Source organism: Corallococcus sp. AS-1-12 (genome assembly GCF_020036995.1).
Classification (GTDB): Bacteria; Myxococcota; Myxococcia; order Myxococcales; family Myxococcaceae; genus Corallococcus.
Window position 1 is genome coordinate 44,088 of record NZ_JAIQDD010000025.1, and the last position, 21,519, is coordinate 65,606.

At 70.8% G+C, this 21,519-nt stretch carries 20 protein-coding genes and 1 pseudogene; 12 read left to right on the forward strand and 9 right to left on the reverse strand.

The window, feature by feature from the left end; all coding sequences use genetic code 11:
- Positions 1 to 44: 44 nt before the first annotated feature.
- Positions 45 to 1,658, forward strand: coding sequence for an AMP-binding protein (locus K8556_RS29770; protein WP_223743489.1), 1,614 nt, complete (start codon positions 45 to 47; stop codon positions 1,656 to 1,658).
- Between the two features lie 6 nt (positions 1,659 to 1,664).
- Here the strand turns inward: K8556_RS29770 and K8556_RS29775 are convergent, their stop codons facing one another.
- The gene (locus K8556_RS29775) at positions 1,665 to 3,092 is read right to left on the reverse strand and encodes a hypothetical protein (RefSeq protein ID WP_223743490.1); all 1,428 of its coding nucleotides are present in this window, start codon (positions 3,090 to 3,092) and stop codon (positions 1,665 to 1,667) included.
- Between the two features lie 153 nt (positions 3,093 to 3,245).
- On the opposite strand from K8556_RS29775, the gene K8556_RS29780 reads away from it, so the two are divergent.
- Positions 3,246 to 3,782: a DUF3592 domain-containing protein gene (locus tag K8556_RS29780; protein ID WP_223743491.1), complete on the forward strand. Its 537-nt coding sequence runs from the start codon at positions 3,246 to 3,248 to the stop codon at positions 3,780 to 3,782.
- 66 nt (positions 3,783 to 3,848) lie between these two features.
- Here the strand turns inward: K8556_RS29780 and K8556_RS29785 are convergent, their stop codons facing one another.
- Positions 3,849 to 4,049: a hypothetical protein gene (locus K8556_RS29785; protein ID WP_223743492.1), complete on the reverse strand. Its 201-nt coding sequence runs from the start codon at positions 4,047 to 4,049 to the stop codon at positions 3,849 to 3,851.
- Positions 4,050 to 4,163: 114 nt separating this feature from the next.
- Here K8556_RS29785 and K8556_RS29790 point away from each other — a divergent pair, with 114 nt between their 5' ends.
- Positions 4,164 to 6,830, forward strand: a complete 2,667-nt coding sequence (locus K8556_RS29790; RefSeq protein WP_223743493.1) for a DEAD/DEAH box helicase — start codon at positions 4,164 to 4,166, stop codon at positions 6,828 to 6,830.
- Positions 6,831 to 6,875: 45 nt separating this feature from the next.
- Here the strand turns inward: K8556_RS29790 and K8556_RS29795 are convergent, their stop codons facing one another.
- The gene (locus K8556_RS29795) at positions 6,876 to 7,730 is read right to left on the reverse strand and encodes a haloalkane dehalogenase (protein ID WP_223743494.1); all 855 of its coding nucleotides are present in this window, start codon (positions 7,728 to 7,730) and stop codon (positions 6,876 to 6,878) included.
- A gap of 85 nt (positions 7,731 to 7,815) precedes the next feature.
- Here K8556_RS29795 and K8556_RS29800 point away from each other — a divergent pair, with 85 nt between their 5' ends.
- Positions 7,816 to 8,727 carry a LysR family transcriptional regulator gene (locus K8556_RS29800; protein WP_223743495.1) on the forward strand — a complete coding sequence of 304 codons (912 nt, stop codon included), beginning with the start codon at positions 7,816 to 7,818 and terminating at the stop codon, positions 8,725 to 8,727.
- Positions 8,728 to 8,772: 45 nt separating this feature from the next.
- Positions 8,773 to 10,242 carry an endo alpha-1,4 polygalactosaminidase gene (locus K8556_RS29805; RefSeq protein WP_223743496.1) on the forward strand — a complete coding sequence of 490 codons (1,470 nt, stop codon included), beginning with the start codon at positions 8,773 to 8,775 and terminating at the stop codon, positions 10,240 to 10,242.
- 41 nt (positions 10,243 to 10,283) lie between these two features.
- On the opposite strand, the pseudogene K8556_RS29810 reads toward K8556_RS29805, so the two are convergent.
- From K8556_RS29810 to K8556_RS29820, 3 genes and pseudogenes are all read right to left on the reverse strand, one after another.
- A pseudogene (locus K8556_RS29810) lies at positions 10,284 to 10,550 on the reverse strand (endonuclease/exonuclease/phosphatase family protein); the annotation flags it as partial.
- Positions 10,551 to 10,571: 21 nt separating this feature from the next.
- Entirely contained in the window at positions 10,572 to 10,805 is a 234-nt protein-coding gene (locus K8556_RS29815; protein ID WP_223743498.1) for a hypothetical protein, read from the reverse strand.
- A 13-nt stretch (positions 10,806 to 10,818) separates the two neighbouring features.
- Positions 10,819 to 11,754: a bestrophin family protein gene (locus K8556_RS29820; RefSeq protein WP_223743499.1), complete on the reverse strand. Its 936-nt coding sequence runs from the start codon at positions 11,752 to 11,754 to the stop codon at positions 10,819 to 10,821.
- 74 nt (positions 11,755 to 11,828) lie between these two features.
- Between K8556_RS29820 and K8556_RS29825 the strand changes: the two genes are divergently transcribed.
- Positions 11,829 to 12,959 carry a hypothetical protein gene (locus K8556_RS29825; protein ID WP_223743500.1) on the forward strand — a complete coding sequence of 377 codons (1,131 nt, stop codon included), beginning with the start codon at positions 11,829 to 11,831 and terminating at the stop codon, positions 12,957 to 12,959.
- Between the two features lie 58 nt (positions 12,960 to 13,017).
- Positions 13,018 to 13,707 carry a lecithin retinol acyltransferase family protein gene (locus tag K8556_RS29830; RefSeq protein WP_223743501.1) on the forward strand — a complete coding sequence of 230 codons (690 nt, stop codon included), beginning with the start codon at positions 13,018 to 13,020 and terminating at the stop codon, positions 13,705 to 13,707.
- On the opposite strand, the gene K8556_RS29835 is transcribed toward K8556_RS29830, so the two are convergent.
- Complete coding sequence (locus K8556_RS29835; RefSeq protein WP_223743502.1) at positions 13,704 to 14,462, reverse strand: 2OG-Fe(II) oxygenase; 759 nt, start codon at positions 14,460 to 14,462, stop codon at positions 13,704 to 13,706. The genes K8556_RS29830 and K8556_RS29835 overlap by 4 nt on opposite strands.
- 80 nt (positions 14,463 to 14,542) lie before the next feature.
- On the opposite strand from K8556_RS29835, the gene K8556_RS29840 reads away from it, so the two are divergent.
- Positions 14,543 to 14,980, forward strand: coding sequence for an iron chaperone (locus tag K8556_RS29840; RefSeq protein WP_223743503.1), 438 nt, complete (start codon positions 14,543 to 14,545; stop codon positions 14,978 to 14,980).
- A 14-nt stretch (positions 14,981 to 14,994) separates the two neighbouring features.
- On the opposite strand, the gene K8556_RS29845 is transcribed toward K8556_RS29840, so the two are convergent.
- Positions 14,995 to 15,714 carry a DUF2306 domain-containing protein gene (locus K8556_RS29845; protein ID WP_223743504.1) on the reverse strand — a complete coding sequence of 240 codons (720 nt, stop codon included), beginning with the start codon at positions 15,712 to 15,714 and terminating at the stop codon, positions 14,995 to 14,997.
- Between the two features lie 139 nt (positions 15,715 to 15,853).
- On the opposite strand from K8556_RS29845, the gene K8556_RS29850 reads away from it, so the two are divergent.
- The 3 genes from K8556_RS29850 (at position 15,854) to K8556_RS29860 (ending at position 19,106) form a co-directional block, all read left to right on the forward strand.
- Positions 15,854 to 17,017, forward strand: a complete 1,164-nt coding sequence (locus tag K8556_RS29850) for a sensor histidine kinase (protein ID WP_223743505.1) — start codon at positions 15,854 to 15,856, stop codon at positions 17,015 to 17,017.
- Positions 17,014 to 17,661 (forward strand): response regulator transcription factor, encoded by a 648-nt coding sequence (locus K8556_RS29855; protein WP_223743506.1) that lies wholly within the window; start codon positions 17,014 to 17,016, stop codon positions 17,659 to 17,661. The genes K8556_RS29850 and K8556_RS29855 overlap by 4 nt, the downstream gene beginning before the upstream one ends.
- A 302-nt stretch (positions 17,662 to 17,963) precedes the next feature.
- Positions 17,964 to 19,106, forward strand: a complete 1,143-nt coding sequence (locus tag K8556_RS29860; RefSeq protein ID WP_223743507.1) for a hypothetical protein — start codon at positions 17,964 to 17,966, stop codon at positions 19,104 to 19,106.
- A 54-nt stretch (positions 19,107 to 19,160) separates the two neighbouring features.
- Here the strand turns inward: K8556_RS29860 and K8556_RS29865 are convergent, their stop codons facing one another.
- The gene (locus K8556_RS29865; protein ID WP_223743508.1) at positions 19,161 to 20,405 is read right to left on the reverse strand and encodes an MFS transporter; all 1,245 of its coding nucleotides are present in this window, start codon (positions 20,403 to 20,405) and stop codon (positions 19,161 to 19,163) included.
- A gap of 122 nt (positions 20,406 to 20,527) precedes the next feature.
- Here K8556_RS29865 and K8556_RS29870 point away from each other — a divergent pair, with 122 nt between their 5' ends.
- The gene (locus tag K8556_RS29870) at positions 20,528 to 21,511 is read left to right on the forward strand and encodes a LysR family transcriptional regulator (RefSeq protein WP_223743509.1); all 984 of its coding nucleotides are present in this window, start codon (positions 20,528 to 20,530) and stop codon (positions 21,509 to 21,511) included.
- Positions 21,512 to 21,519 lie beyond the last annotated feature (8 nt).

The window sequence follows — 21,519 nt, forward strand, 5'->3', positions numbered from 1 at the left end:
GGTAGCTGGTTCGACCCGACGCCCGAACGGGCGGAATGGAGCACATGATGACCGCGATCCAGGCACCCCGGTCCCCGCGCATCAGCCGCGTCTCGCTGGGAGACATCGTCCACCGGTCGGCGCTGCGCTGGCCGGAGCGGACGGCGCTCGTGGATGGGGACCTCGAGTTCTCCTACGCGGAGCTCGACCGGCGCTCGAACGCGTTCGCGCACTACCTGCGCGCGCAGGGGCTGCCCCAGGGCGCGCGCATCGCGATGCTCTGCGGCAACTCGGCGCAGATGCTCACCGCGTTCGTGGGCATCTACAAGTCGGGGTTCGTCTGGGTGCCCATCAACACCGGCCTCTCCGTGGAGGCGGTCCGGTACATCGTCGAACACGCCGAGGCGACGCACGCCGTCGTCGACGCCGAGCTCCTCGCGAAGCCCGGGCTGCGGGCGATGCTCGACGCGCTGGGCACCCGCGTCATCGTCTGCGTGCCGGAAGGGCAGGAGGCGCCGGGCGGGGACACGGTCGCCTTCCTGGACACGCTCAAGGGGCAGCACGGCACGCTGCCGGACGTGGACATCCAGAGCGGCCAGTTGGCGCAGATCATGTACACCAGCGGCACCACCGGCCAGCAGAAGGGCGTCATGCACTCGCATGCGTCGGTGCAGGCGGCGCTGAGCGGGAACCTGTTCGAGCTGGGCATGCGCCCGTCGGACTCCACCATCTGCGTGCTCCCGATGTTCCACTGCGCGCAGCACGCCATCGTGATGACGTTCCTGCTGGCCGGGGCGACCATCGTCGTGCGGCGGGCGTTCGACCCGGGCGCGATGCTCGCGACCGTCGAGCAGCGCGGCATCACGTTCCTGATGGGCCTGCCGGTGATGTACGGCGCGATGCTGGCGCACCCGGCGCGGCCGGCCACGAAGCTGTCCAGTCTGCGCCTGTGCCTCTACGTGATGGCGCCCATGGCGCGCACGATGCTCGTGGAGCTCATCGAGCACTTCTGCCCGGGCGGCTTCGCGCTCGCGTCAGGGCAGACGGAGATGTACCCGGCGACGACGATGTTCAAGCCGGAGCAGCAGCTCAAGCGGTTCGGCTCGTACTGGGGCGACTCGGTGGTGACGAACGAGACGGCCATCATGGACGACGAGGGCCGGCTGCTCGGGCGCGGCGAGGTGGGGGAGATCGTCCACCGCGGACCGAACGTGATGCTCGGCTACTACAAGGACCCGGAGGCCACCGCGAAGGCGAGCGCCTTCGGCTGGCACCACACCGGCGACCTGGGCATGTTCGACGCGGACGGCCAGCTCCTCTTCGTGGACCGCAAGAAGGACATGATCAAGACGGGCGGAGAGAACGTCCCGTCCATCAAGGTCGAGGAGGTCCTCCTGCGTCACCCGGCCGTGCTCCAGGTCGCGGTGGTGGGCCTGCCGCACGCGCGCTGGACGGAGGCGGTGACAGGCTTCGTAGTGCTCAAGCCCGGCGCCTCCGCGACGGAGGCGGAGATCAACGCCCACTGCCGCCAGCACCTGGGTGGGTTCGAGGTGCCCAAGGCCATCGTCCTGCTCCAGGCCATGCCGCAGACCAGCACCGGCAAGGCCCAGAAGTTCGTGCTCCGGCAGCAGTTCGCCACGCATTACGACGAGGGCCGTGGCGACCGCGAGAGCGCCTGAGTCCGCCTACCGTCCGCCCAGGAGGCCGAAGGGCTTCCACTCCAGGATCTTCAGGTCGAACCCCGCCTGTCGTTTCCCGGCGATCCAATCCTCGAGGGCGCTCAGCGCGGAGGCCTCGTCATCGAAGCGCTGGCGCTCGCCGTCGCGGGTGACCAGCGTGGTGCCGTCCACGATGGCTGACGTGTACTCCGTCTTGGGACCTCCGTAGTTCGCGAGCTCGCGCTCGAGCGGACCCCGGCCGGGGACCCCGGATGTGACGCGCAGGAAGTCTCCCTCGTAGCGGGTCTCCAGCCGCCTCACCTCCCGTGCGGCGGCGTCGGGCGTCTCGAAGGCGAAGCGGAACGTGCGCATCGACCCGTTGTTGTAGCCCGCGTGCAACTGCACGACGGCGCCGAAGCGTTCAATCTCCAGGAACAGGTCGCCCCGCTTGCGCCAGAACGTGACGCGCTCGGAGGCCCGCTGCTTCACGTCGAGCTCCGGGGGCGGCTCCTTCCCGAGGAACTGCTCCCCGTCGAAGATCTGCAGCGGCAGGCTCCCCGGGCGCATCAGCCACACCTCGCCTGTCTTGCGCTGCGCGTAGACGACGTCCTTCGCGCGCGCGTTCTCCGACGCCCGGGCCGCGATGCCTTCGATGTCCAGGCCCTGGAGCTCCTCGGCCGTGGGCGCATCCGGCTCGCGGACCCGCGGGGGCTGGGGCGTGGCCGTGAAGACGGGCTCGCCCCGTTGGATGCGCTCGAACAGGGCGTCGTGGTGCAGCTCCCCCAGGTCGACGTCCCACAGCTCCGGGAGGAGGAAGGTGGACGCGAGCGAGGCGGCCTTGTCGCCGGAGCGGCCGTTCTTCAGGTGGTGCTCGGCGTGGACCTCGCCGTAGCAGGCGACGTCGTGATCGTTCTCGTCGAGGAAGCGCGTGGTGAGGTCGCCGGCCACGACGAGGCTGTCGTCGTTGTAGATGCCCTGGATGACGTCCCGGACCACGAGGTCGCCGAGCACCAGGAAGTTCCCCGACGTCTGGAGTCCCCACGCCGAGCAACGGCCCACGACCACGACCGTCGAGTCCGGCCCGCAGTCCTCCAGCACGCCCGCCACCTCCAGGTCCCCGAGGACGACGAGGGGCGCGGTGACCCGCAGCGCGCCGGCGGCCCTCGCGTTGCCCGTGATGACCCGGGCCTCGGAGACGGTCCCTTCGAGCACCGCGTCCTCGGGCGCCAGCAGCTCACGCATGACCAGGGCCGCGAAGCCGATGGGCGACAGGGGGCCGGGACACAGCGCCTTCGCGACCTGCGCTGGCGACCGCTGCGCGCTCTTGCGGAAGACACCGGCGAGGTCCGGGACCGAAGGCTCACCGTGATGGGAGAGCGCTTCGAGGACGGCGCCTTCGAGCCGGGCGCGCACGGCCTCCGCGCGCGGGACGAATTCGTTCTGGGACAGGATCATGGGCGCGCATGCTACCCACGCGCCGCGCCGGAGGAAGCGCGAGGAGTTTTCCGGGGAGCCCTCGCGACAAGGCGTGGCGGTGCACGGCCGCTGCTGTTTTCATACGGGTCCCCGGCCGTTTAAAGGTCGCGAGGGGCGCTTCGAGGTGGGGTGATGAGCAAGGATGCGATGATCATGGCGTTCGTGGCGGCGAGCTGGGCCCTGACGCTGCTCGGGATTGGCGCGCTCGTCGCTTACTTTGCCCGCCGGGTATGGAAGCAGTCCCAGGTCCGTCAACACGGGCTGCCGGGCGAGGCCACGGTGCGGAGGTTCACGCCCACGCGGATGTACATCAACCGCAGGCAGATCTTCGAGTTCGTGCTCGAGGTGCGGCTGCCCGGTCAGGCGCCGTACCCGGTGTCGTTGAGCAGCACGATACAAGACTGGAACGTGCAGGTGATGGACGTGGGGCTGCGGCTCAAGGTCAAGGTCGACCCGAAGGATCCACAGCGCGTCGTCGTCCTGGGGCCGGTCGTCGAGCAGGACCTGACCGGGTTCCTCCTCCAGGGAATGGGCGCGATGACGAAGGGACCGCCGGCGCAGGGTGACCCCGTGAAGGCCCTGGCGGACCTCCAGCGGATGGCCGACGCGGGCCTCGTCTCGGAGGAGGAGTTCGCGAGGAAGCGGGCGGAGATCCTAGGCCGGCTCTGAGCAGGCCCTGGCGTGACTGGAACGGCCGGGCCCACGACGGGGGCCCGGCCGCGATTCACCCGCTGCCTACTGGCAGATGGTCTCGGGCGAACACACGCACTGCCCACCGCCCACGCCGGCACACTGGCGGAAGCACGAGCAGTCTTCGTTCATGCAGAGGTTGGAGCAGAGGCCAATGGCCTCCGAGTTGGTGGGCATCAGCGCCCCGACGGCGCCACCGGCCACGACGCCCAGCATGAACACGAACTTCGCGATTCCCTTGCGCATGTACGACCTCCCGGGTTGAACAGCCGGACGCATTCTAGTCCGGCCCGCGTCCTTCCGGGCTCGCCGGTTTGAATTGCTTCCACTGGCCGTCCCTCGTGCGTATCACTGGCCTTCGTGCGCACGCCCACCGACCGCTTCCTGCCGCCCCGCACCGACGCTTCCCCCTCCACGGCGCCCCAGCGCGGGCGGGTGGTGGTCATCGCGCCCACGCGGGCCGCGTGCGAGACCATCGAGCTGGCGCTCGGGCTGGAGCTTCGCACGCACCTGGAGGAGCACCACGGCGAGCGGCTCCATGCGCTGGCGCGGAGCGGGCAGGGGTTCGGCATCGTCGCGGGCACCGGCACGGGCAAGACGCTGGCCATCCGCCCCATCGCGGAGGTGCTCACGGGCCAGCGGCCCCTGCGGGTGGCGGTGGTCAACCGGGAGCGGGAGGCCACCGCGGAGACGCCGCTCGCGGACGTGGCCATCGTCACCACCGGCATCGCGCGGCGCTGGTTCCAGGGCGGCGTCATCCGGCGCGAGGACACGCTCATCGTGGATGAAATCCACCAGACCTCCGCGGAGCTGGAGCTGTGCCTGGCGCTGGGCAAGCGCGTGGGCTGCCGCTTCATCTGGCTGTCCGCCACGGTGGACCCGGCCTTCTACGCGCGCTACCTGGACAGCGCGGACGTGCTCCAGGTGTCCACCTTCGACCCGGGCAAGGCGGCGACGGTGGAGGTGGAGCGCCGGCAGCCGCTGTCCTTCCTCGACGACGCCTTCCTGCGGGACGTGCAGCGGCGGGGGCGAGGCGTGGGCGTGTTCCTGGCCACGCGCGCGGGCGTGGAGGAGGTCGCGGCCCGCGTGCGCGCGAACGCGCCGGAGGTGCACGCGGCGCACTACCACGGCGGCGAGCCGCTGCGCGCCATCCGCCCCTTCCTGGAGGGCACGGCGCCCCGGCCCTTCGTGCTCGCGATGACGGCGGCGGGGCAGAGCGCGCTCAACGTGCCCGGACTGGACACCGTCGTCATCGACGACCTGCGCTTCTCCAACGTGGTGGAGGGCGGCCGCAACGTGCTCACCCGCGTGCACCTGGGCAACAACGAGCTCTTGCAGATGGCGGGGCGCGTGCACGGGCGGGTGGCGGGCGGGCGCGTCTTCATCCTCAGCGACCGGCCCATCCACTTCGCCTCGCTGCGGCCCACCGAGCCGGAGTTCCAGCTCGCGGGCGAGCCGGAGCGGGTGGCGCTCACCGCGGCGGCGCTGGGCGTGCGGGCGGATGAGCTGGACCTGCCCGTGCCGTTGGACCGCGTCGCCTACCGCCGGGCGCTCGCGAAGCTGGAGGCGCGCGGCATCGTGGACGCGGACGGGCGGCTGTCCGACTACGGCCGCGCGGTGGAGGCCCTGCCCGTGGAGCGCCCGTGGGCGGAGCTCATCGTCAACGCGGAGGACGCGCTCCTGCCGTTCCTCGCGGTGTGCAGCGCGGTGGAGTCCCTGCACCGGATGACGCGCGAGGAGCGGAACCTGGAGGAGGCGCTCGTCCCCGGCAGCGACCACCTGACCGCGTACAACCTGTACGCCGAGGCCTTCCGCGTGGCGGGCACGGTGGGGGAGGTGCAGGGGCTTCCGCGCCACGTCTTCGACCCGGAGAAGCTCGCGGCGTGGGCCGAGGCGCGCGGGGTGCTGGTGAAGGCCCTGGAGGATGCGGCGCTCGCGATGGCGAGCGTGTACCGGAGCGTGGGGCTGGCGCTGCCCTCGCGCATGCCCTTCGCGAACTCCGGCGTCTACCAGCGCTTCTGCGACCTGCTCGCGCGCCTCATGCCCTTCGACCTGGTCATCGACGAGCGCACGGCCTGGGGCGAGCTCGCGCGCGTGTCGAAGACGAGCGTCTGCGGCAACCTGGGCGCGGTGGTGGGCTCGCTGCGCTACTTCGCTGACCGCAACTGTGAGTCACAGGCGGCCATCGAAGGCACGCAACTGCCCCAGGCGCTGCTGCGCCGCCATGCCCGGCGTCACTCGGCGGCGCCCGCGTACGACGCGCGCTTCCGCTCGGTCGTGCTCGTCACGCGGCTGGAGTTCTTCGGCTTCGCGCTGGAGCAGGAAGTGGAGGTCCTGCGCGCCTGGGGACCGGAGCTCGCCAGGGCGGCACGGCGCGCGCTCGCGGAGGCGCTGGCGCGGGGCGAAGCGCCGCATCCCGCGGTGGACCGGCACCGGGTCGCCATCGCCGAGGTCCGCGAGCTGTGGCGGCGCTCGGGCGGCATCACCGCGCCGCTGGGAGAACCGGAGCTCACCGCGCTCTACGAGGCGCAGCTCGAAGGCGTCGACACCCTCGACGACTTCCGGGCGCGCCCGCTGCGGCTGGACCTGGACGCGCTCGTGCCGCCCGCGACACGGCGGGCCCTCCTGGCGCTCCCGGACACGGTGGAGGTCCGCGAACAGGCGGTGCCGCTCGAATACGACGTGGAGGAGCTGTCGGACGGGGCTCCGCGGGGCGTGGTGCGCTTGCACCTGCCGGAGAAGCTCGCCCGCACGTTGGTGGAGGAGGAGCTGCCGCTGTTGGATCGCCCCCAGCGCTTCAGCGTGGCCCGGGGCCGGCGGGGTGTGCTCCAGGCCCGGTCGCTCCTCGAACTCCAGGACCGGCTCGACCAGCCCTGGATGCCGGACGAGGTCGCCGAGGCCACCCGCGAGCGTCCGCCCCCGGTGCAGGAGCGCGAACGCGGCGCCCCCAGGCCTGGAGGCCACCGGGGCCACCACGGCAAGCCACCCAGGAACGGAGGCCCGCGAGGAGGCAGGCGGCGGCGCTGAGGCGGCGGGCGCCGACGCTCGGAGGAGGGCCCCTGGGCCGTGGGTTCACCCCGAATGGCGCTCCAGCCATCCCCGGAGGGCGCGGGCGATGTCCTCCGGCGCGTCCTCCGGCGCATGGTGCCCCGCGCGTCCCAACGGCACGATTTCGAGGGCCGGGAGGTTGGCTCGCGCCCACTCGATGATGCGCGGCGCGTTGAGCCCGGTGTCGCCGAAGGTCAGCAGCAGCGCCGGCTTCGCGGACGGCTGCGCGAGCCACGCGTCGTAGCGTTCGATCACCGCGGCGACGTCCGCGGGCTCGCCATCGATTGGGATCTCCCGGGGCCACTGGAGCACCGGGCGTCGCGACGCCGCGTCTGGATACGGGGCCTGGTAGATGGCCCGCTCCTCCTCCGTGAGGCCACGGTGGACGCCGTTCGCGAAGGACCTCTCCAGGAACGCGTTCTGTTCGAGCACGAGCCCCTCACCGACCCCCGGGGTGCGCAGGGCGCGGAACAGTTGCTCGCCCTGGGGAGGCCAGTCGCTCCAGTGCATGGGACGGAGGAACGTCTCGAACACGGCCACGCCGCGCACGCGGTCCGGATGCCGCCGTGCCCAATCCAGGGCCAGCACTCCGCCCCAGTCGTAGCCGACAAGCACGACGTCCCGCAGTCCGAGCGTGTCGAACCACGCGTCGAGGTACCTCGCGTGGTCCGCGAACCGGTACGGGAGGTCCGGCTTGCCCGAGTCCCCCATGCCAATGAGGTCGGGCGCGAGGCAGCGGCCCCGGTCGGCGAGCCGCGGAATGACGTTGCGCCACACGTATGAGGACGTGGGGTTGCCGTGCAGGAACACGATGGGCGAGCCCGTCCCGGCCTCGCGGTAGGAGATGAAAGAGTCCAGGACGTGGACCCGCCGAACCATGGGTGGAAATCCGTGCATGCACCCATGATGGGGAAGGAGACACCTCGCTGGTAGTGATGGTTCGTGAGGTCTAGGCTCACCAGCCGTGAGCATTTCGATCGCGGCGCTCGACCTCAATCTCCTCCTGGTGCTCCACACCGTCCTCACCGAGCGCAGCGTGGCGCGCGCGGCCGAGCGGCTCCACGTCACGCCCTCCGCCATCAGCAACAGCCTGGCGCGCCTCAGGTCCGTGTTGGGTGACCCGCTGGTCACGCGCAAGGGCCGTGGCATCGTCCCCACGCCCCGAGCGCTCGCGCTGGCCCCCGCCATCGCCCGAGGACTGCGCGAGCTGGAGTCCGGACTTCACGAGGCCCCCTTCGAGCCGGCCCGCTGCACGCGCACCTTCACGCTCGCCGTCGCCGATGCGGGGCAGGTGACGTGGGGCCCGCGAATCGCCGCCCGGATGGCCGCGGAGCTGCCGAACGCGCGCCTCTCCGTGGTCGGAATCGCCTCGCTCGTGGCGCTCGGGGACCTGACCTCGTCCCAGGTCGACCTGCACATCGGACTCGCCGGGCGGGGCGCGGGCCTGCACGTCGAACCGCTGCTGGACGAGCGCACCGTCCTCGTGGCCCGCGAAGGCCACCCCGCGCTCGCGAAGCGCCTGTCCCCGCGTGCGCTCGGCGCGCTCCGCCACGTGGGCGTGGAGATGGTGCCGGGCAAGGGCTTCCGGGATCTCGTCGGCGCCGCGTACTCGCGCGCGGGCATCCGCCGGGAGGTCGCCATGACGGTGCCTTCCTTCCTGACGGCCGCCGCGGTCGTGGCCGCGACCGACCTTGTCGCCACGTTGCCGGAGTCACTCGTCGCCGCGCAGGGCGCGCGCCTGGGGGTGCGTGTCGTCAACGCGCAGATTCCCGCGCACACCGTCAAGCTGGCCCTGTGCTGGCATGACCGCACCCATGCCGACCCGGCGGCGCGGTATTTCCGTGAACTGGTCCGGCGCGCGGTCCTGGGTGCGTGAATGACAGGCCATTTGTGATAGCCGGGGGCAAACCCAGGAGGCGCAATGTCGAAATGGAGTGCCTGTCTGTCCTTGCTGCTGTCCGCATGTCTGTCATCGGAAGGGGAGTCCGCGCTGGCGCCGGTGGACCAGCAGCAGGCCCTGCCTGCCTCGGAGGTCATCGACTTCGCTTCCGCGAGCACGCTGGCGAACACGGACGCGTCGGGGAAGAGCGGCGGCATGACCGTGCTCAAGACGAACAGCTCGAACTGCACGGTCGGCGCGTACGCGGACTGCTATGCGCAGTACATCGAGTTCAGCCCCAGCTACACGGGCTATCTGTCCTTCAACCTCTCCAGCCTCACCCAGGCCGCGCCCACCCCGGCTCAAGTCACCCAGCTCAGCCTGCTGACGAAGTACCAGGGGCCCGGGGTCGCCACGTCCTACTACCAGTGGCAGCTTTACCGGTTCTCCACCTCCAGTTGGGTCAGCATCGCCAACTCGCAGGGGCGCGGTGACTGGGTGTGGACGCCGGCCCTGACGCTCGCGCTCCCCACCACCGAGGTCGCTTCGAACTTCGTGTCGAGCACCGGCGAAATCCGGGCGCGCCTCATCAAGGGGGCGGGGACGGACGCGGCGCAGCTCGACAGCCTCCGGCTCCAGGTGTCGTGGGACACGGGAGGCGAGGGCCCGGCCTGCACGCTGCCAGCCTTCCCCAAGGGCACCACCTGGATGTGGGACCTGGAGCATGCGTCCATTCCCACCAACCTCAACGCCCAGGTCTACGTCGTCGACCTCTTCAACACGACCCCCGCGAAGATCCAGGAGTACAAGGCCGCCGGCAAGAAGGTGGTCTGCTACTTCAGCGCGGGCTCCTATGAGGACTGGCGGGACGACGCGAACCAGTTCCCGCAGGACACGTACTGCACCCCCGGGGAGGACTGCGCGCAGTCCGTGCACATCATGGGCGACTGGTGCACGAGCGGCGGCGGCTGTGAGTGGTGGCTGGACCACCGCAAGCCGGCGGTGCGCACGGTGATGGCGACGCGCATGCAGTTGGCGAAGGACAAGGGCTGCGACGCGGTGGAGCCGGACAACATCGACGGCTATTCGCACGACGACGAGATTTCCTGCACCGACCAGTCCTGCTGGGGCCTCACGGCGGCGAACCAGCTCGACTACAACCGCTGGCTGGCCACCACCGCCCACTCCCTGTGCCTGGGCATCGCGCTCAAGAACGACGTGGATCAGGTCCCCGCGCTCGCGGACTCCTTCGACTTCGCCATCAACGAGGAGTGCCAGAAGTACAACGAGTGCGGCGCCTACAAGACGGGGTTCACGGACAAGAACAAGGCGGTCTTCAACGCCGAATACCGCGTGGACTCCGGCGGGGACACCACCGCCTGGACGACGTGCACGGGCACCGGGGCGACCTGCGCCTGCGGTGAGAGCGGCTTCGCCCAGGGCGACCTGCGCACCCTGGTCTTCCGCACCGCGTCGGTCCGCTACGACAACCTCCAGTTCACCTGCTGGTAGCGCGGGCGGGCCGGGGCCGTCATCCGCCCCGGCCCCCTCCATCAATACGAGACGGTCGCGGTGTAGGCGAAGTGGTCGGAGCCGTACTTCTCCAGGCGCTCGGCGGGGCCGGTGCCGATGCCACGGGTGACGTAGATCTGATCAATCGGCACGCCGCTGACGCCCGCCGTGCTCAGGTGGTTCATCCCGGGGATGTCCTGGGACAGCGCGCGGTTGAAGTCGCCCACCAGGACGACGGGCAGCCCCCGGCCGAGCAGCTCCGCGACGACCTCGCGCACCACGGCGTTGTGCGTGCGCCAGCGCTCCTGGCGCTCCGGGTGCTCGCCGTTCTAGGCGCCGGAGATGTAGTGCGTGTTGATGAACGCCAGCTTCTCGCCCGTCGCGAGGTTCTTCAGCACCACCCAGTTCACGAAGCGCGCGGGCGTCACCCCGGCCTCTCCTTCGTGCGTGAGCCGGGACCCGTCGCCCGTCTTCTCGAACTTGCTCTTGCGCCAGGAGATGGCGATGGAGTTGCGCGCGGCCAGCCGCTCTTCACCGGGCCGGAAGTGCGCATAGGCATCCACGGGGATGTTTCTGTCAGCCGAGGACGAAGTCCCTGGGACGCAGCGGCTCCGGCTGGGGCTCTCCCAGCGACTCCAGCATGTTGATCTCCGCCGTGCGGGACATCGCGAGCAGGGGGAGGTCGTTGGGGGCTTCTCCGAAGGGCTCCTCCAGCTCCTCGCTGAGGAGGTCCAGGCCGAAGAAGGTGTAGGCGATCATGGCCGTGAGCACCGGCGTGAACCAACCCATGGACTCCGCGAGGCCGAAGGGCAGCAGCAGGCAGAAGAGGTAGGCCGTGCGGTGCAGGAGCACCGTGTAGGCGAAGGGAAGGGGCGTGAGGCGGATGCGCTCGCAGGCGGTGAAGATGCTCATCATGGCGTGCACCCGTTCGTTCAGGGCGCCCCAGGTGATGTCGGTGAGCCGGCCCTCCCGGAGCAGGCGGGCCAGCTCCAACTGGTGCTCACGCAGGAGGGCGTTGGGGCGGTTGCCGCTGCCCAGGACGCGCGAGCGCTCGGGCTCCTCGAGGTGGCGGCTGAGGGCCTCCGTGGCGTCCTGGCCTCGCAGGTGCGCGGCGAGCGCGTAGGGGAAGGCGATGGTGCGGTGCACCAGCCTCCTCGCCGCCTGCCGCCCGGCTTCCGGCAGCTCGGCGCGCCCGTCGTCCAGCAGCGCGATGGCCGCTTGGGTGAAGGCGCGCACCTCGATGATGAGCGCGCCCCACTGCTTGCGTCCCTCCCACCAGCGGTCGTAGCAGGCGTTGTTGCGGAACCCGAGGAAGATGGAGAGCGCGATGCCGAGCAGTGACAGCGGCGCGGGCGACGTGACTGGAAGCCGCAGGTGGCCCAGCTTGAGCGTCACGACGACGAGCGAGGCGAGCGCCGCGACCCCCAGCACGTGAGGCAGGACGCGCGGCAGGATGGTGCCGCGCACGACGAACAGGAGCTTGAAGAAGCCAGGGCGGGGTCGGACGATCACGGGCGCGTCTCGTGCCCCAAAACCGCGCCTGTCGCAAGCGTGCCGCCCTAGACTGCCTCCCTCCTGGAGGCTGAATGCACCCGAAGAGACTGCACCGGTTCCCCGTGTCCACGCTGCGCACCCTGGCCATGGGGGTCGCGCTGGTGTGCGTCGCTGGCTGCTCGGACGATGAGGGCGTGGACGTCCCCAACCCGCTGACCAACCCGAAGGACGGGCCCCCGGCCGGCAACCCGAACGCCGAGGCGACGTGCACCGTGCCCGCCGAGGCGGGGCTCGCGGACGTGTCCCGGCCCACCACCGTCGTCGGGACGGGGACGCCGGCCAGTTGCACCTCGGGTGCGTTCGTCGATGCCGTGGCGAAGGGTGGGGTCATCACCTTCGACTGCGGCCCGGAGCCGGTGGTCATCACGCTGGACCGGACGGCGAAGGTCTTCAACGACAAGGGGCCGGAGATCGTCATCGACGGCAAGGGGCTGGTGACGCTCAGCGGGGCGGGCAAGCACCGCATCCTGTACATGAACACCTGCGACCAGGCCCAGGTGTGGACGACCTCCCACTGCCAGGACCAGGACCACCCCCGGCTGACGCTCCAGAACCTCACGTTCGTGGACGCCAGCTCCAAGGGGGAGAAGGAGTACGACGGCGGCGGCGCGGTCTGGGTGCGCGGCGGGCGGGTGAAGGTCATCAACTCCCGCTTCTTCAACAACGTGTGCGCGGACACCGGGCCGGACGTCGGAGGCGCCGCGCTGCGGGTGTTCGACCAGCACGACGACCAGCCCGTCTACGTGGTGAACACGACCTTCGGCGGCAAGGAGGGTTACGGCGGGGGCTGCTCCAACGGCGGCGGCATCAGCAGCATCGGGGTGTCGTGGACCATCATCAACAGCCTGTTCTCCCACAACCGGGCCATCGGCAACGGCGCCAATCCCGCGCAGCCGGGCACGCCGGGCGGTGGCAGCGGTGGGGCCATCTACAACGACGGCAACACGATGACGCTGTCGCTCTGTGGCACGCGCATCGAAAACAACGAGGTCAACGCGCACGGCAGCGCCATCTTCTTCGTGAGCAATGACCACTCGGGCGACATCCGCATCGACCGGTCGGTCATCCAGAACAACAAGGGCGGCTCCTGGTACGTGACCTATCCGCAGATCTCCAACCACGCGGACACGCCCATCCGGGTAACGAACTCCACCATCGAGTAGCGCCCGTCGCGCCGCCGGGGGCGCGTGACCGTGCAGAGGGAAACCGCGAGGGCAGAACATGGCGAGAGATTGGGCCAGCACCCTGGTTGATCTTTTGACGTCGCCTGTTTCGGTGGTGACGGACGTCATTGATGCGCTCGCGGGCACGCCCGCCCACGAGCGGTTCTCCAATTCCATCAAGACCGATGTGTTTCAAGACTCACACCTGCGAGACCTGGATGGGGTCAGCACCGACCGAAAGCTCCGCCCTGGGACGATCCTCCGGGTAGGACGAACAGGCTTCTGGCACTACGGCGTGTATATCGGTGGGGATGAAGTGGTTCACTTCACCTCGGTGGACAGCGACGTCTCCACGGACAACCAGGTCATGCGGACCCCCATGTCCAGGTTCCTGGGTGATGCCAGTGAATTCCAGACATTGAAGTTTCCGCAGAGGGTCCGCGGGCGGCGGGTGTATAGCGGGAGAGCGACCTGCGCCAGAGCCATCGAGAAGATCGGCATGGGTGGGTACTCCTTGCTTGATAACAATTGTCAGCACTTCGCCGTCTGGTGCAAGACCGGCGTGGCGATTTCCGGGCAGACGGTTCTTGTCAATGGAGGTGAATCGGATTCGGCCGTTTATCGCGCCGGCGTCGAGGCGCCTGCCTTGACAGGCAGGTTGCCGGCGTTGGACAGGGTGCCAGACCTTATAGGTATGTTTGACATTGAGGTGTCGAGAACCCTGTTTGCATCCAACTACCTGCCCTAGCGAAGAAGGGGCGCCCAGAGGGCGCTGTGGGCCTCTGGCGCGTCCGGGGATTCCTCCGCCGTGTAGAAGTAGGCCGCGACCGTGGCCCGTCCCCGTTCTTCGGGACATGCCAGCGCGGCGGGGTGGCCGTGCCAGTGGGTGTCGCCGTGCGCCATCACGACCAGTCGATCGAGCACCGGCGCGATGCGGGCCTCGCACCGGGTGAGGTCGGCGTTCCACAGCTCCAGGTCGCCGCCCCACGCGGGCTCCCAGCCCGGGTTCAGGTAGTACAGGACCGTCAGCCGCCGTGAGAGCGCTCGGGTGCGGTCGCGGTTGAAGTCCGCGTGGAGCGCCAGATGGCCGCCTCTCAATGTGAGGTGCAGCCCGGCGCCCCGGAAGTGCGGATCCGCGATGAGCCCTCTGATGCCCGTGAGCGTCTCCAGGAAGTCGAGGAACGCCATGCCCGAGAGCTCCGCGAGCAGGTGCCGGAGCGCGCCGTGTACGCCTTCGAAGGCCTTGCGCTGAAGCTGCCCCAGGCGGGCCGCCTGCTCCGGATGATCGCGGCGCATCCAGGGGGCCCCGGTCGCGCCCGGAAAGACGCCGGCCAGCTCCGTCGCCAGCCGCTCCCCCAGCAAGCCGTCGATGACGACGTGCGGATGGGGCCGGGCGGTGCCGTAGGTGTCGCGATGCGCCAACGCGAGTGTGCGGAGCGCCGTCCGGCCGAGGAAGAAGCTCGGGCCCCGCAAAGGACCTTCATCAACTGTCGCGACGCTCACGGGCTCTCTTCCGCTGGGGGGCCGGCCATCGATGATGCCATGCTCGTCGCACCCTCGCTTCCGGACAGACAGGAGCCGCCATGGCGACGAAGACCCGAGCCCCGCTGACGATCGACGCCTATCTGGCGGGCGTGACCGACCCGGCGGCGAAGAAGACCCTGAGCGCCCTGCGCGCGCAGTTGCGGAAGCTGCTCCCCAAGGCCACCGAGACCATCAGCTACCAGATGCCCACCTTCAAGGTGGACGGGGTCGCCGTGGCGGGCTTCGCGTTCTTCAAGCACCACTGCGGCTACTACCCCTTCAGCGGCGGCGTGGTGCCGGCGCTGGCGTTGGAGCTGGACGGGTACACCACGTCGAAGAGCGGCGTCACCTTCCTCCCGGACGAGCCGCTCCCGGCGAAGCTGGTGAAGAGGCTGGTGCAGGCGCGGCTCGCGGAGATCGCCACGCGCGGGAAGAAGCCCGCGCCCGCGAAGAAGAAGCCCGCGCCCGCGAAGAAGAAGCCCAACCCGGCCGCATAGGAGCCCCGGGGGGCCTACCTCCCGGCCAGGGGAGACGCAGGGACGGCCGGAGCCGTTGCCGCCGGGGCCTTCCGGGCGAAGCGCTGGCGGTAGTAGCGCGTCCACAGGTTCAGCCCCACCACGCCCACCACCGTGGGGCCCAGGAAGACGGCGAGCTGGAGGCCCTCGATGCCGAGGTGCCTGGCGTTCACCACCAGCGCGGCGGTGATGGTGCCGATGCCCGAGGCCACCATGGCGCCCATGTGCTGGAACCACCAGTGCATGCGGTCCTGCGGCGGCCGCATCCAGTACCAGAGCCCGGTCGCCCCGGAGAAGATGCCCACCGGCGCGAAGCCCCACAGCAGCGGCACGCCCATCCGCAGCCCGTACGCCTCCGTGAAGAGCCCCAGGCAGAGGAGCAGCGTGGACAGGCCCACGTCCAGCGGGTGGGTGCTCGCCCCGGTGCGCGCCTTCGTCCTCATCACCCGCACGCCCATGGACGCGGAGGCCGCGCTCAGCACCGCGATGTAGATGAAGAACAGGTCCATGGCCTGCTCCCCCGGGGCCTGGATGAAGCGCCATCCGGAGATGGCCAGCGCGGAGATGGCGGAGGAGATCATCGCGCCCACGTAGACCTGGCCCACGCGCCGGTGCAGGGTGCCTCCCTTGCGCGCCACCAGGGGCAGCCAGAGCGTGACGAATGCGATGATCCCCGACGCGATGTGGAGCCAGCGGGCGAAGAGATAGAGCGACACGGGTGCCTCCGACGTGCTGCGAGTCCGGGACGCAAGGTACGCGCCGGCGCGGGTGCCTCCATCTGGCGGAAGTCATACGGCCCGCATGTGACTTCCGGCACATGGCCCCCCCGCGCCGGGTGGCCTAGGGTCCTCCGCCATGCCCGCGCGGTCCTTCGTGACGAAGCCCCCCACCACCCATCGCATGCTGCTCGTGGCCGGGATGCTCACCTGGGCCGTGGTCGGCTTCGCGCACGCCGAGGACCTGGCGCGTGAGCCCGCGCGGTGGCTGGCTCCGGACACGCTGGCGTGGGCGCTCGCGCTCCTCACCTTCGGTGGCGCGTTCTGGTTCCAGACGCGGGTGCAGGGCCGGGGAGAGCTGCCGCTGCTCGCCGCGCAGACGCTCGCGGCGCTGGTCTGCCTCGCCACGGGGGAGACCGGGCTGGACGGCGCGCTGCTCGCCATCACCGCCGGTCAGGTGCCGGAGATCCTCCCGCAGCGCCGGGCGCTGGCGTGGGTGGGGGCCCAGGTGCTGGGCATGCTCGTCGTGTTCGCGGTCCAGCGCCCGCCGGTCCAGGCCCTGGTGCAGACGCTCATCTACACCGGCTTCCAGGGCTTCACCTTCGGCACGGCCCTGGTGATGGTCCGGGAGGCCGAGGCCCGCCGCGAGCTGGCCCGCGTCCACGCGGAGCTCCAGGCCACCCAGGTGCTGCTCGCCACGCGTGAGCGCGAGGGCGAGCGGCTGCGCATCGCCCGGGAGCTGCATGACTCCGTGGGGCACCACCTCACCGCGCTCAGCCTCAACCTGGAGGCCGCCGCGTACACCGCGAAGGACACGGCCGCCGCCGAGCACCTGCGCCGCGCCCGCGAGGCGGCCCGCACGCTCCTGTCCGAGGTGCGGCGCACGGTGACCGAGCTGCGCGAGGCGCCCATGCCGCTCCTGCCCTCGCTGCGCGCGCTCGCGGAGGGCGCCCCGGGGCTCGCCGTCCACCTGGAGGTCCCCGAGGCGCTGGCCCTGGAGTCCACCGACGCGGCGCACTCGCTGTTCCGCTGCGTGCAGGAGGTCCTCACCAATACGCTGCGCCACGCCGGGGCCCGCAACCTGTGGGTGGTCATCGCCCCCACGGAGGACGGCGGGGTGCGGGTGCTCGCGCGGGACGACGGAAGCGGCGCGGTGCGGGTGACGCCCGGCGCGGGGCTCACCGGCATGCGGGAGCGGTTCACCCGGCTGGGCGGGCGCGTGGAGTGGCGCGCGACGGCGGGGCAGGGACTGGAGCTGGAGGCGTGGCTGCCCGCCGCGCGGGAGCGTGGGGTGGGGACATGAAAACGGTCCGACTGGTGCTCGCGGATGATCACGCCCTGGTGCGCCAGGGCTTGCGCGGCCTGCTGGACCTCACGCCCGACCTGCGGGTGGTGGGCGAGGCCTCGGACGGCGAGGAGGCGCTGCGCAAGGTGGCGGAGCTGGACCCGGACGTGGTGCTCCTGGACGTGCGCATGCCGCGCATGACGGGGCTGGAGGCGCTCCGCGCGCTGCGACGCACGGACGCGGACCGGCGCGTGGTGCTGCTCACGACCTTCGACGAGGACGCCGTCCTCATCGAGTCCCTGCGGCTGGGCGTGCAGGGCTTCCTCCTCAAGGACGTGTCCCTGGAGGAGCTGGCGGAGGCCATCCGGCGCGTCGCCTCCGGTCAGACGCTGCTGCCGCCAGGGGTCGCGGAGCGCGTGGCGCGCGGCATGGCGGAGCTGCCCCGCGACTTCCCCCACGCGGACCTGCCGGAGGGGCTCACCCGCCGTGAGGTGGAGGTGCTGCGCCTCATCGCGCGGGGGCTGAGCAACCGGGAGATCGCCGACGCGCTGGGGACGGCGGAGGGCACGGTGAAGAACCAGACCTCCAGCATCCTGTCCAAGCTGGGCGTGAGGGACCGCACGCGCGCCGTGCTCCGCGCCATGGAGCTGGGCTGTCTCTAAGCGTGTCCTGATTTTCGAACATGCCCTGGCGGGCGCGACCGGTGCCGGACACTGCGTCTGTCCAGGCCCGGACCGCGCGCCGTGAGGAGGCAGGCGTCCAGGGCATGCGGGAGTCCGATCCTGGAAGGGCGGCCGTTCCCTGGGGGGCGTTGGGCGGGTCCGTTCGCGCCCATACCCTTGCGGGCCACATCGACCTGAAGCGAGGACCCCCGATGTCAAAACCCCGCTGCTCGTGCCGCTCTCGTTGGATCCGTCTCCCGGTCTTGATGCTCTCACTGCTGTTCTGCAGCGCATGTGAGCCCATGGGAAGGATCGAGTCCCCCGAAACGCAGGCCCTCCCCATGGAGCCCGCCGCTGCTCCCGAAGCGGAGGCGCTTCCTCCCAATCCCCCCGCGCTGCCTCCGGCTCCCGCGGGGCTTCGTCCCGTCGCGGTCTGGGAGGAGATGTTCCAGCAAAGCGGAGGCCGTGAGCACCTGCAGACCTTCCTGCCCTGGAGCAACTCCCGCGATAGCTGGGACTTCTACAACCTGGCCTACGGCCTGGACGCCAACACGGCCATGTACCGGGCCACCGGGAAGCGGGCGTACCTGGACCGGGCCCTGCTCTACGTCAACAACCTGGTGGCCTCCGCCCGCGTCTCCTCGTCGCTTCCCCGGAGCCAGTTCCGGGACGGGTACCTGGGCTGGAGCTCGTCCCTGTCCTCCCCGGCCGGGCAGGAGGTGCCGCTCTATGAGACCTATTGCTGGCGCTACGTGACGCGCATGCTGCGCGTCATCCGCGAGACGCCGGACCTCTACGCCTCCGCCACCTACCGCAAGCAGTACGACCGGCTGCTGGCGTTCACCGAGCGGAACATCTTCGACAAGTGGTTCCAGCGTGGGGCGAATGACTTCGTCTACCGCAACCGCACGCACATGGCCGCGCACTGGGCCTTCATCGCCATGGACCTGTCGCGGATGACCAACGACCCGGCGCGCAAGGCCCGCTACCTGGAGGTCTTCGACAACATCAACCACGGCATGCCGAACTTCCCGTCCTCCCTGCGCGACAAGCTGTCGCCCAACCCCGACCACCCGGCCGCCTGGTTCTGGAACGACAAGTGGGACACCGACGTCCAGCCCGGCCAGGACGTGGCGCACGCGAACAACGTGGTGGCCTTCATCGTCGAGGCCCACGACGCGGGCATGGAGTGGACGGACGCGGACATCCGCCGCTTCGTCGTGACGCTCAACACCGTCATCTGGCCCTCGCCCAGGGTGTACGCGGAGTACGTGGACGGCACCGGGCAGGGGGATGGCTGGTTCAACGACGGGCTGATGAAGCTGGGCCGCTACGACGTCAACCTCCAGCGCCGGCTGGAGCAGCATCGCGTGGGCCAGAACAGCCAGTTCTTCGCCAACGCCGCGCTCAACGTGCGGATCCTTTCCGAACAGGCCGTGCAGTAGCGGGGCAGGGGCGCCCCGTCCCCAGTGAGGGGACGGGGCGTGGTGCCGGCGCCGTCAGCGGGCCGCCGGGAGCAGCCGGACGCCCAGGGCCGCCAGCGCGGAGGCCGTCGCCAGCACCGTCACGCCCACCCAGCCCCACCACGCCAGCACCAGGCTGCCCGTCGCCGCGCCAACGGACATGCCGAGGAACACGCCGACGAACAGCACCGCGTTGAGGCGGCTGCGGGCGGCGGGCTCGATGCCGAAGACGAGGGTCTGATGCGCGACGAGCGTCATCTGCGCCCCCAGGTCGAAGCCCACCGCGCTGGCGCCAATCAGCCACAGCCGGTGATGGGGCTCGAGCCACGGCGCCGCGAACATGGTGGCGAAGGAGAGGACGGTCAGCCCCGCGCCCAGGCGGGTGACGCGCTCCGGCCCGTAGCGATCCGCGATGCGGCCCGCCACCGGAGCGCCCAGCGCCCCCGCCGCGCCCGCCAGCCCGAAGGCGCCGGCCGCCGCGCTCCCCAGGTGGAACGGGGCGCCATGCAGCATCACGGCGAGCGTGGACCAGAACGCGCTGAAGCCAATGGAGAGCAGCCCCTGGGCCAGCGCCGCCCGGCGCAGGGCGCCATGCTTGCGCCACAGTCCCGCCAGCGAACCCAGCAGGGCGCCGTAGGAGAGCGTGTTGGTCGGGTGGAAGCGGGGCAGGCCGCGCCAGGCCGCCACGCCGATGAAGGCCACGCTGGCGGCGGCGACCCCGTACATGGCGCGCCAGCCGAAGCGCTCGGCCACCACGCCGCTGATGACGCGGGACAGGAGGATGCCGAGCAGCAGGCCCGTCATCACCGTGCCCACCACCTTGCCGCGCTCGTGCTCGGGGGCCAGGGTCGCGGCGGCCGGGACGATGTCCTGCGCCACCGTCGCCGTCAGGCCCACGGCGAAGCTCACCCCCAGCAGCAGTTGGATGTCCGGGGCCAGGCCGCCCAGCAGCAGCGCCCCGCTCAAGAGCGCGGCCTTGATGAGGATGATGCGGCGCCGGTCGAAGCGGTCGCCCAGCGGCGTCAGCAGCAGGATGCCCAGCGCGTAGCCCAACTGCGTGAGCATGGGCACCAGGCCCACCGCGGTGCCGGAGGCGCCCAGGGTGGACCCCATCACCCCCAGCATCGGCTGGCTGTAATAGATGGACGCCACCGACAGGCCCGCGCTCGCGGCCAGCAGCAGGCGCAGTCCCTGCGACAGCGAGGCGCGGGGGGCGGAGACCGCCGGTGAGGGGAGGGCGCCGGCTCCGGCGTTTCCATGTACGACGCGAATGAAGGACATGACGTTCACCTCGGGTGCTGCGCGATGAGGTGACAGTGCGTCAGAGGGGACGGGGTCGGTAGACGCGTGCGCCGTACAGCGGTTATACGCGTTGCGTATCACCCCGCCTGGAGCAGGTGCACATGCCCCATCCCTCGAAGCCGGCCCGGCGGCGCGGAGCCCCGCCGAGGCTTCCCGTGCCCGCCAGCGCCGACCGGCTGGAGCTGATGCAGACGTTCATCCGCATCGTGGACGCGGGGAGCCTGTCCTCCGCCGCCGCGCAACTGGGCACCACGCAGCCGACGGTGAGCCGCCGGCTCCAGGCGCTCGAGCGGTCGCTGGGGCTGCGGCTGCTCCAGCGCTCCACCCACGCGATGAAGCTCACCGAGGACGGCGCGCGCTGCTACGAGCGGGCGAAGGAGCTGCTGGCAAGCTGGTCCCTGTTCGAGTCCGACCTGCGCGGCGCGAGCGACGAGCCGGAGGGCACGTTGCGCGTCGTCGTGCCCCACGCGTTCGGGCAGGAGCTGCTGGTGGCGCCGCTGACGGAGTACCTGGGCCGCCACCCGCGAGTCTCCGTCGAGTGGCTGCTGCATGACCGGCCGGTGGACTTCATCGCGGACGGCATCGACTGCGCCATCCACGTCGGCGAGGTGCAGGACCCCAGCGTGGTGGCGATCCGCGTGGCGGAGGTGCCTCGCATCGTCGTGGCCGCGCCCTCGGTGCTGGCGGGAGGGCCCCTGCCGGCGCACCCCGACGCGCTCGCGAGGCTGCCCTGGCTGTCCCTGCGCACGTTCTACCGCCACGAAATCCCGCTGACCCATGTGGCCACCGGCGAGGTCCAGCCCATCGTCTTCCAGCCGCGCGTGAGCACGGACAGCCTCTATGCCCTGCGCAGCGCCGCGGTGATGGGCCTGGGCGTCTGCGTGGGCTCGTCCTGGGTGCTCCAGGAGGAGCTGCGGCGCGGGCGGCTCCTGCACCTGGTGCCGGAGTGGCGGGCCGCGCCGCTGCCCATGTCTCTGCTCTATCCCTCCGCGCGCTTCCATCCGGCGAGGCTGCGCCGGTTCGTGGCGTGGATGCGGGAGCGGATTCCCGCGGCCCTGGAGGTGGCCACGCGAACCGCTTCCTGAGGGCGCGC

Excerpts from the sequence above, each read along its gene's own strand:
- K8556_RS29870 (WP_223743509.1), top strand. The coding sequence starts at position 20,528 with ATGCCCCATCCCTCGAAGCCGGCCCGGCGGCGCGGAGCCCCGCCGAGG.
- K8556_RS29780 (WP_223743491.1), top strand. The coding sequence starts at position 3,246 with ATGAGCAAGGATGCGATGATCATGGCGTTCGTGGCGGCGAGCTGGGCC.
- K8556_RS29865 (WP_223743508.1), bottom strand. The coding sequence starts at position 20,405 with ATGTCCTTCATTCGCGTCGTACATGGAAACGCCGGAGCCGGCGCCCTC.
- K8556_RS29805 (WP_223743496.1), top strand. The coding sequence starts at position 8,773 with ATGTCGAAATGGAGTGCCTGTCTGTCCTTGCTGCTGTCCGCATGTCTG.
- K8556_RS29825 (WP_223743500.1), top strand. The coding sequence starts at position 11,829 with ATGCACCCGAAGAGACTGCACCGGTTCCCCGTGTCCACGCTGCGCACC.
- K8556_RS29850 (WP_223743505.1), top strand. The coding sequence starts at position 15,854 with ATGCCCGCGCGGTCCTTCGTGACGAAGCCCCCCACCACCCATCGCATG.
- K8556_RS29830 (WP_223743501.1), top strand. The coding sequence starts at position 13,018 with ATGGCGAGAGATTGGGCCAGCACCCTGGTTGATCTTTTGACGTCGCCT.
- K8556_RS29775 (WP_223743490.1), bottom strand. The coding sequence starts at position 3,092 with ATGATCCTGTCCCAGAACGAATTCGTCCCGCGCGCGGAGGCCGTGCGC.
- K8556_RS29770 (WP_223743489.1), top strand. The coding sequence starts at position 45 with ATGATGACCGCGATCCAGGCACCCCGGTCCCCGCGCATCAGCCGCGTC.
- K8556_RS29840 (WP_223743503.1), top strand. The coding sequence starts at position 14,543 with ATGGCGACGAAGACCCGAGCCCCGCTGACGATCGACGCCTATCTGGCG.
- K8556_RS29855 (WP_223743506.1), top strand. The coding sequence starts at position 17,014 with ATGAAAACGGTCCGACTGGTGCTCGCGGATGATCACGCCCTGGTGCGC.
- K8556_RS29785 (WP_223743492.1), bottom strand. The coding sequence starts at position 4,049 with ATGCGCAAGGGAATCGCGAAGTTCGTGTTCATGCTGGGCGTCGTGGCC.
- K8556_RS29860 (WP_223743507.1), top strand. The coding sequence starts at position 17,964 with ATGGGAAGGATCGAGTCCCCCGAAACGCAGGCCCTCCCCATGGAGCCC.
- K8556_RS29795 (WP_223743494.1), bottom strand. The coding sequence starts at position 7,730 with ATGGTTCGGCGGGTCCACGTCCTGGACTCTTTCATCTCCTACCGCGAG.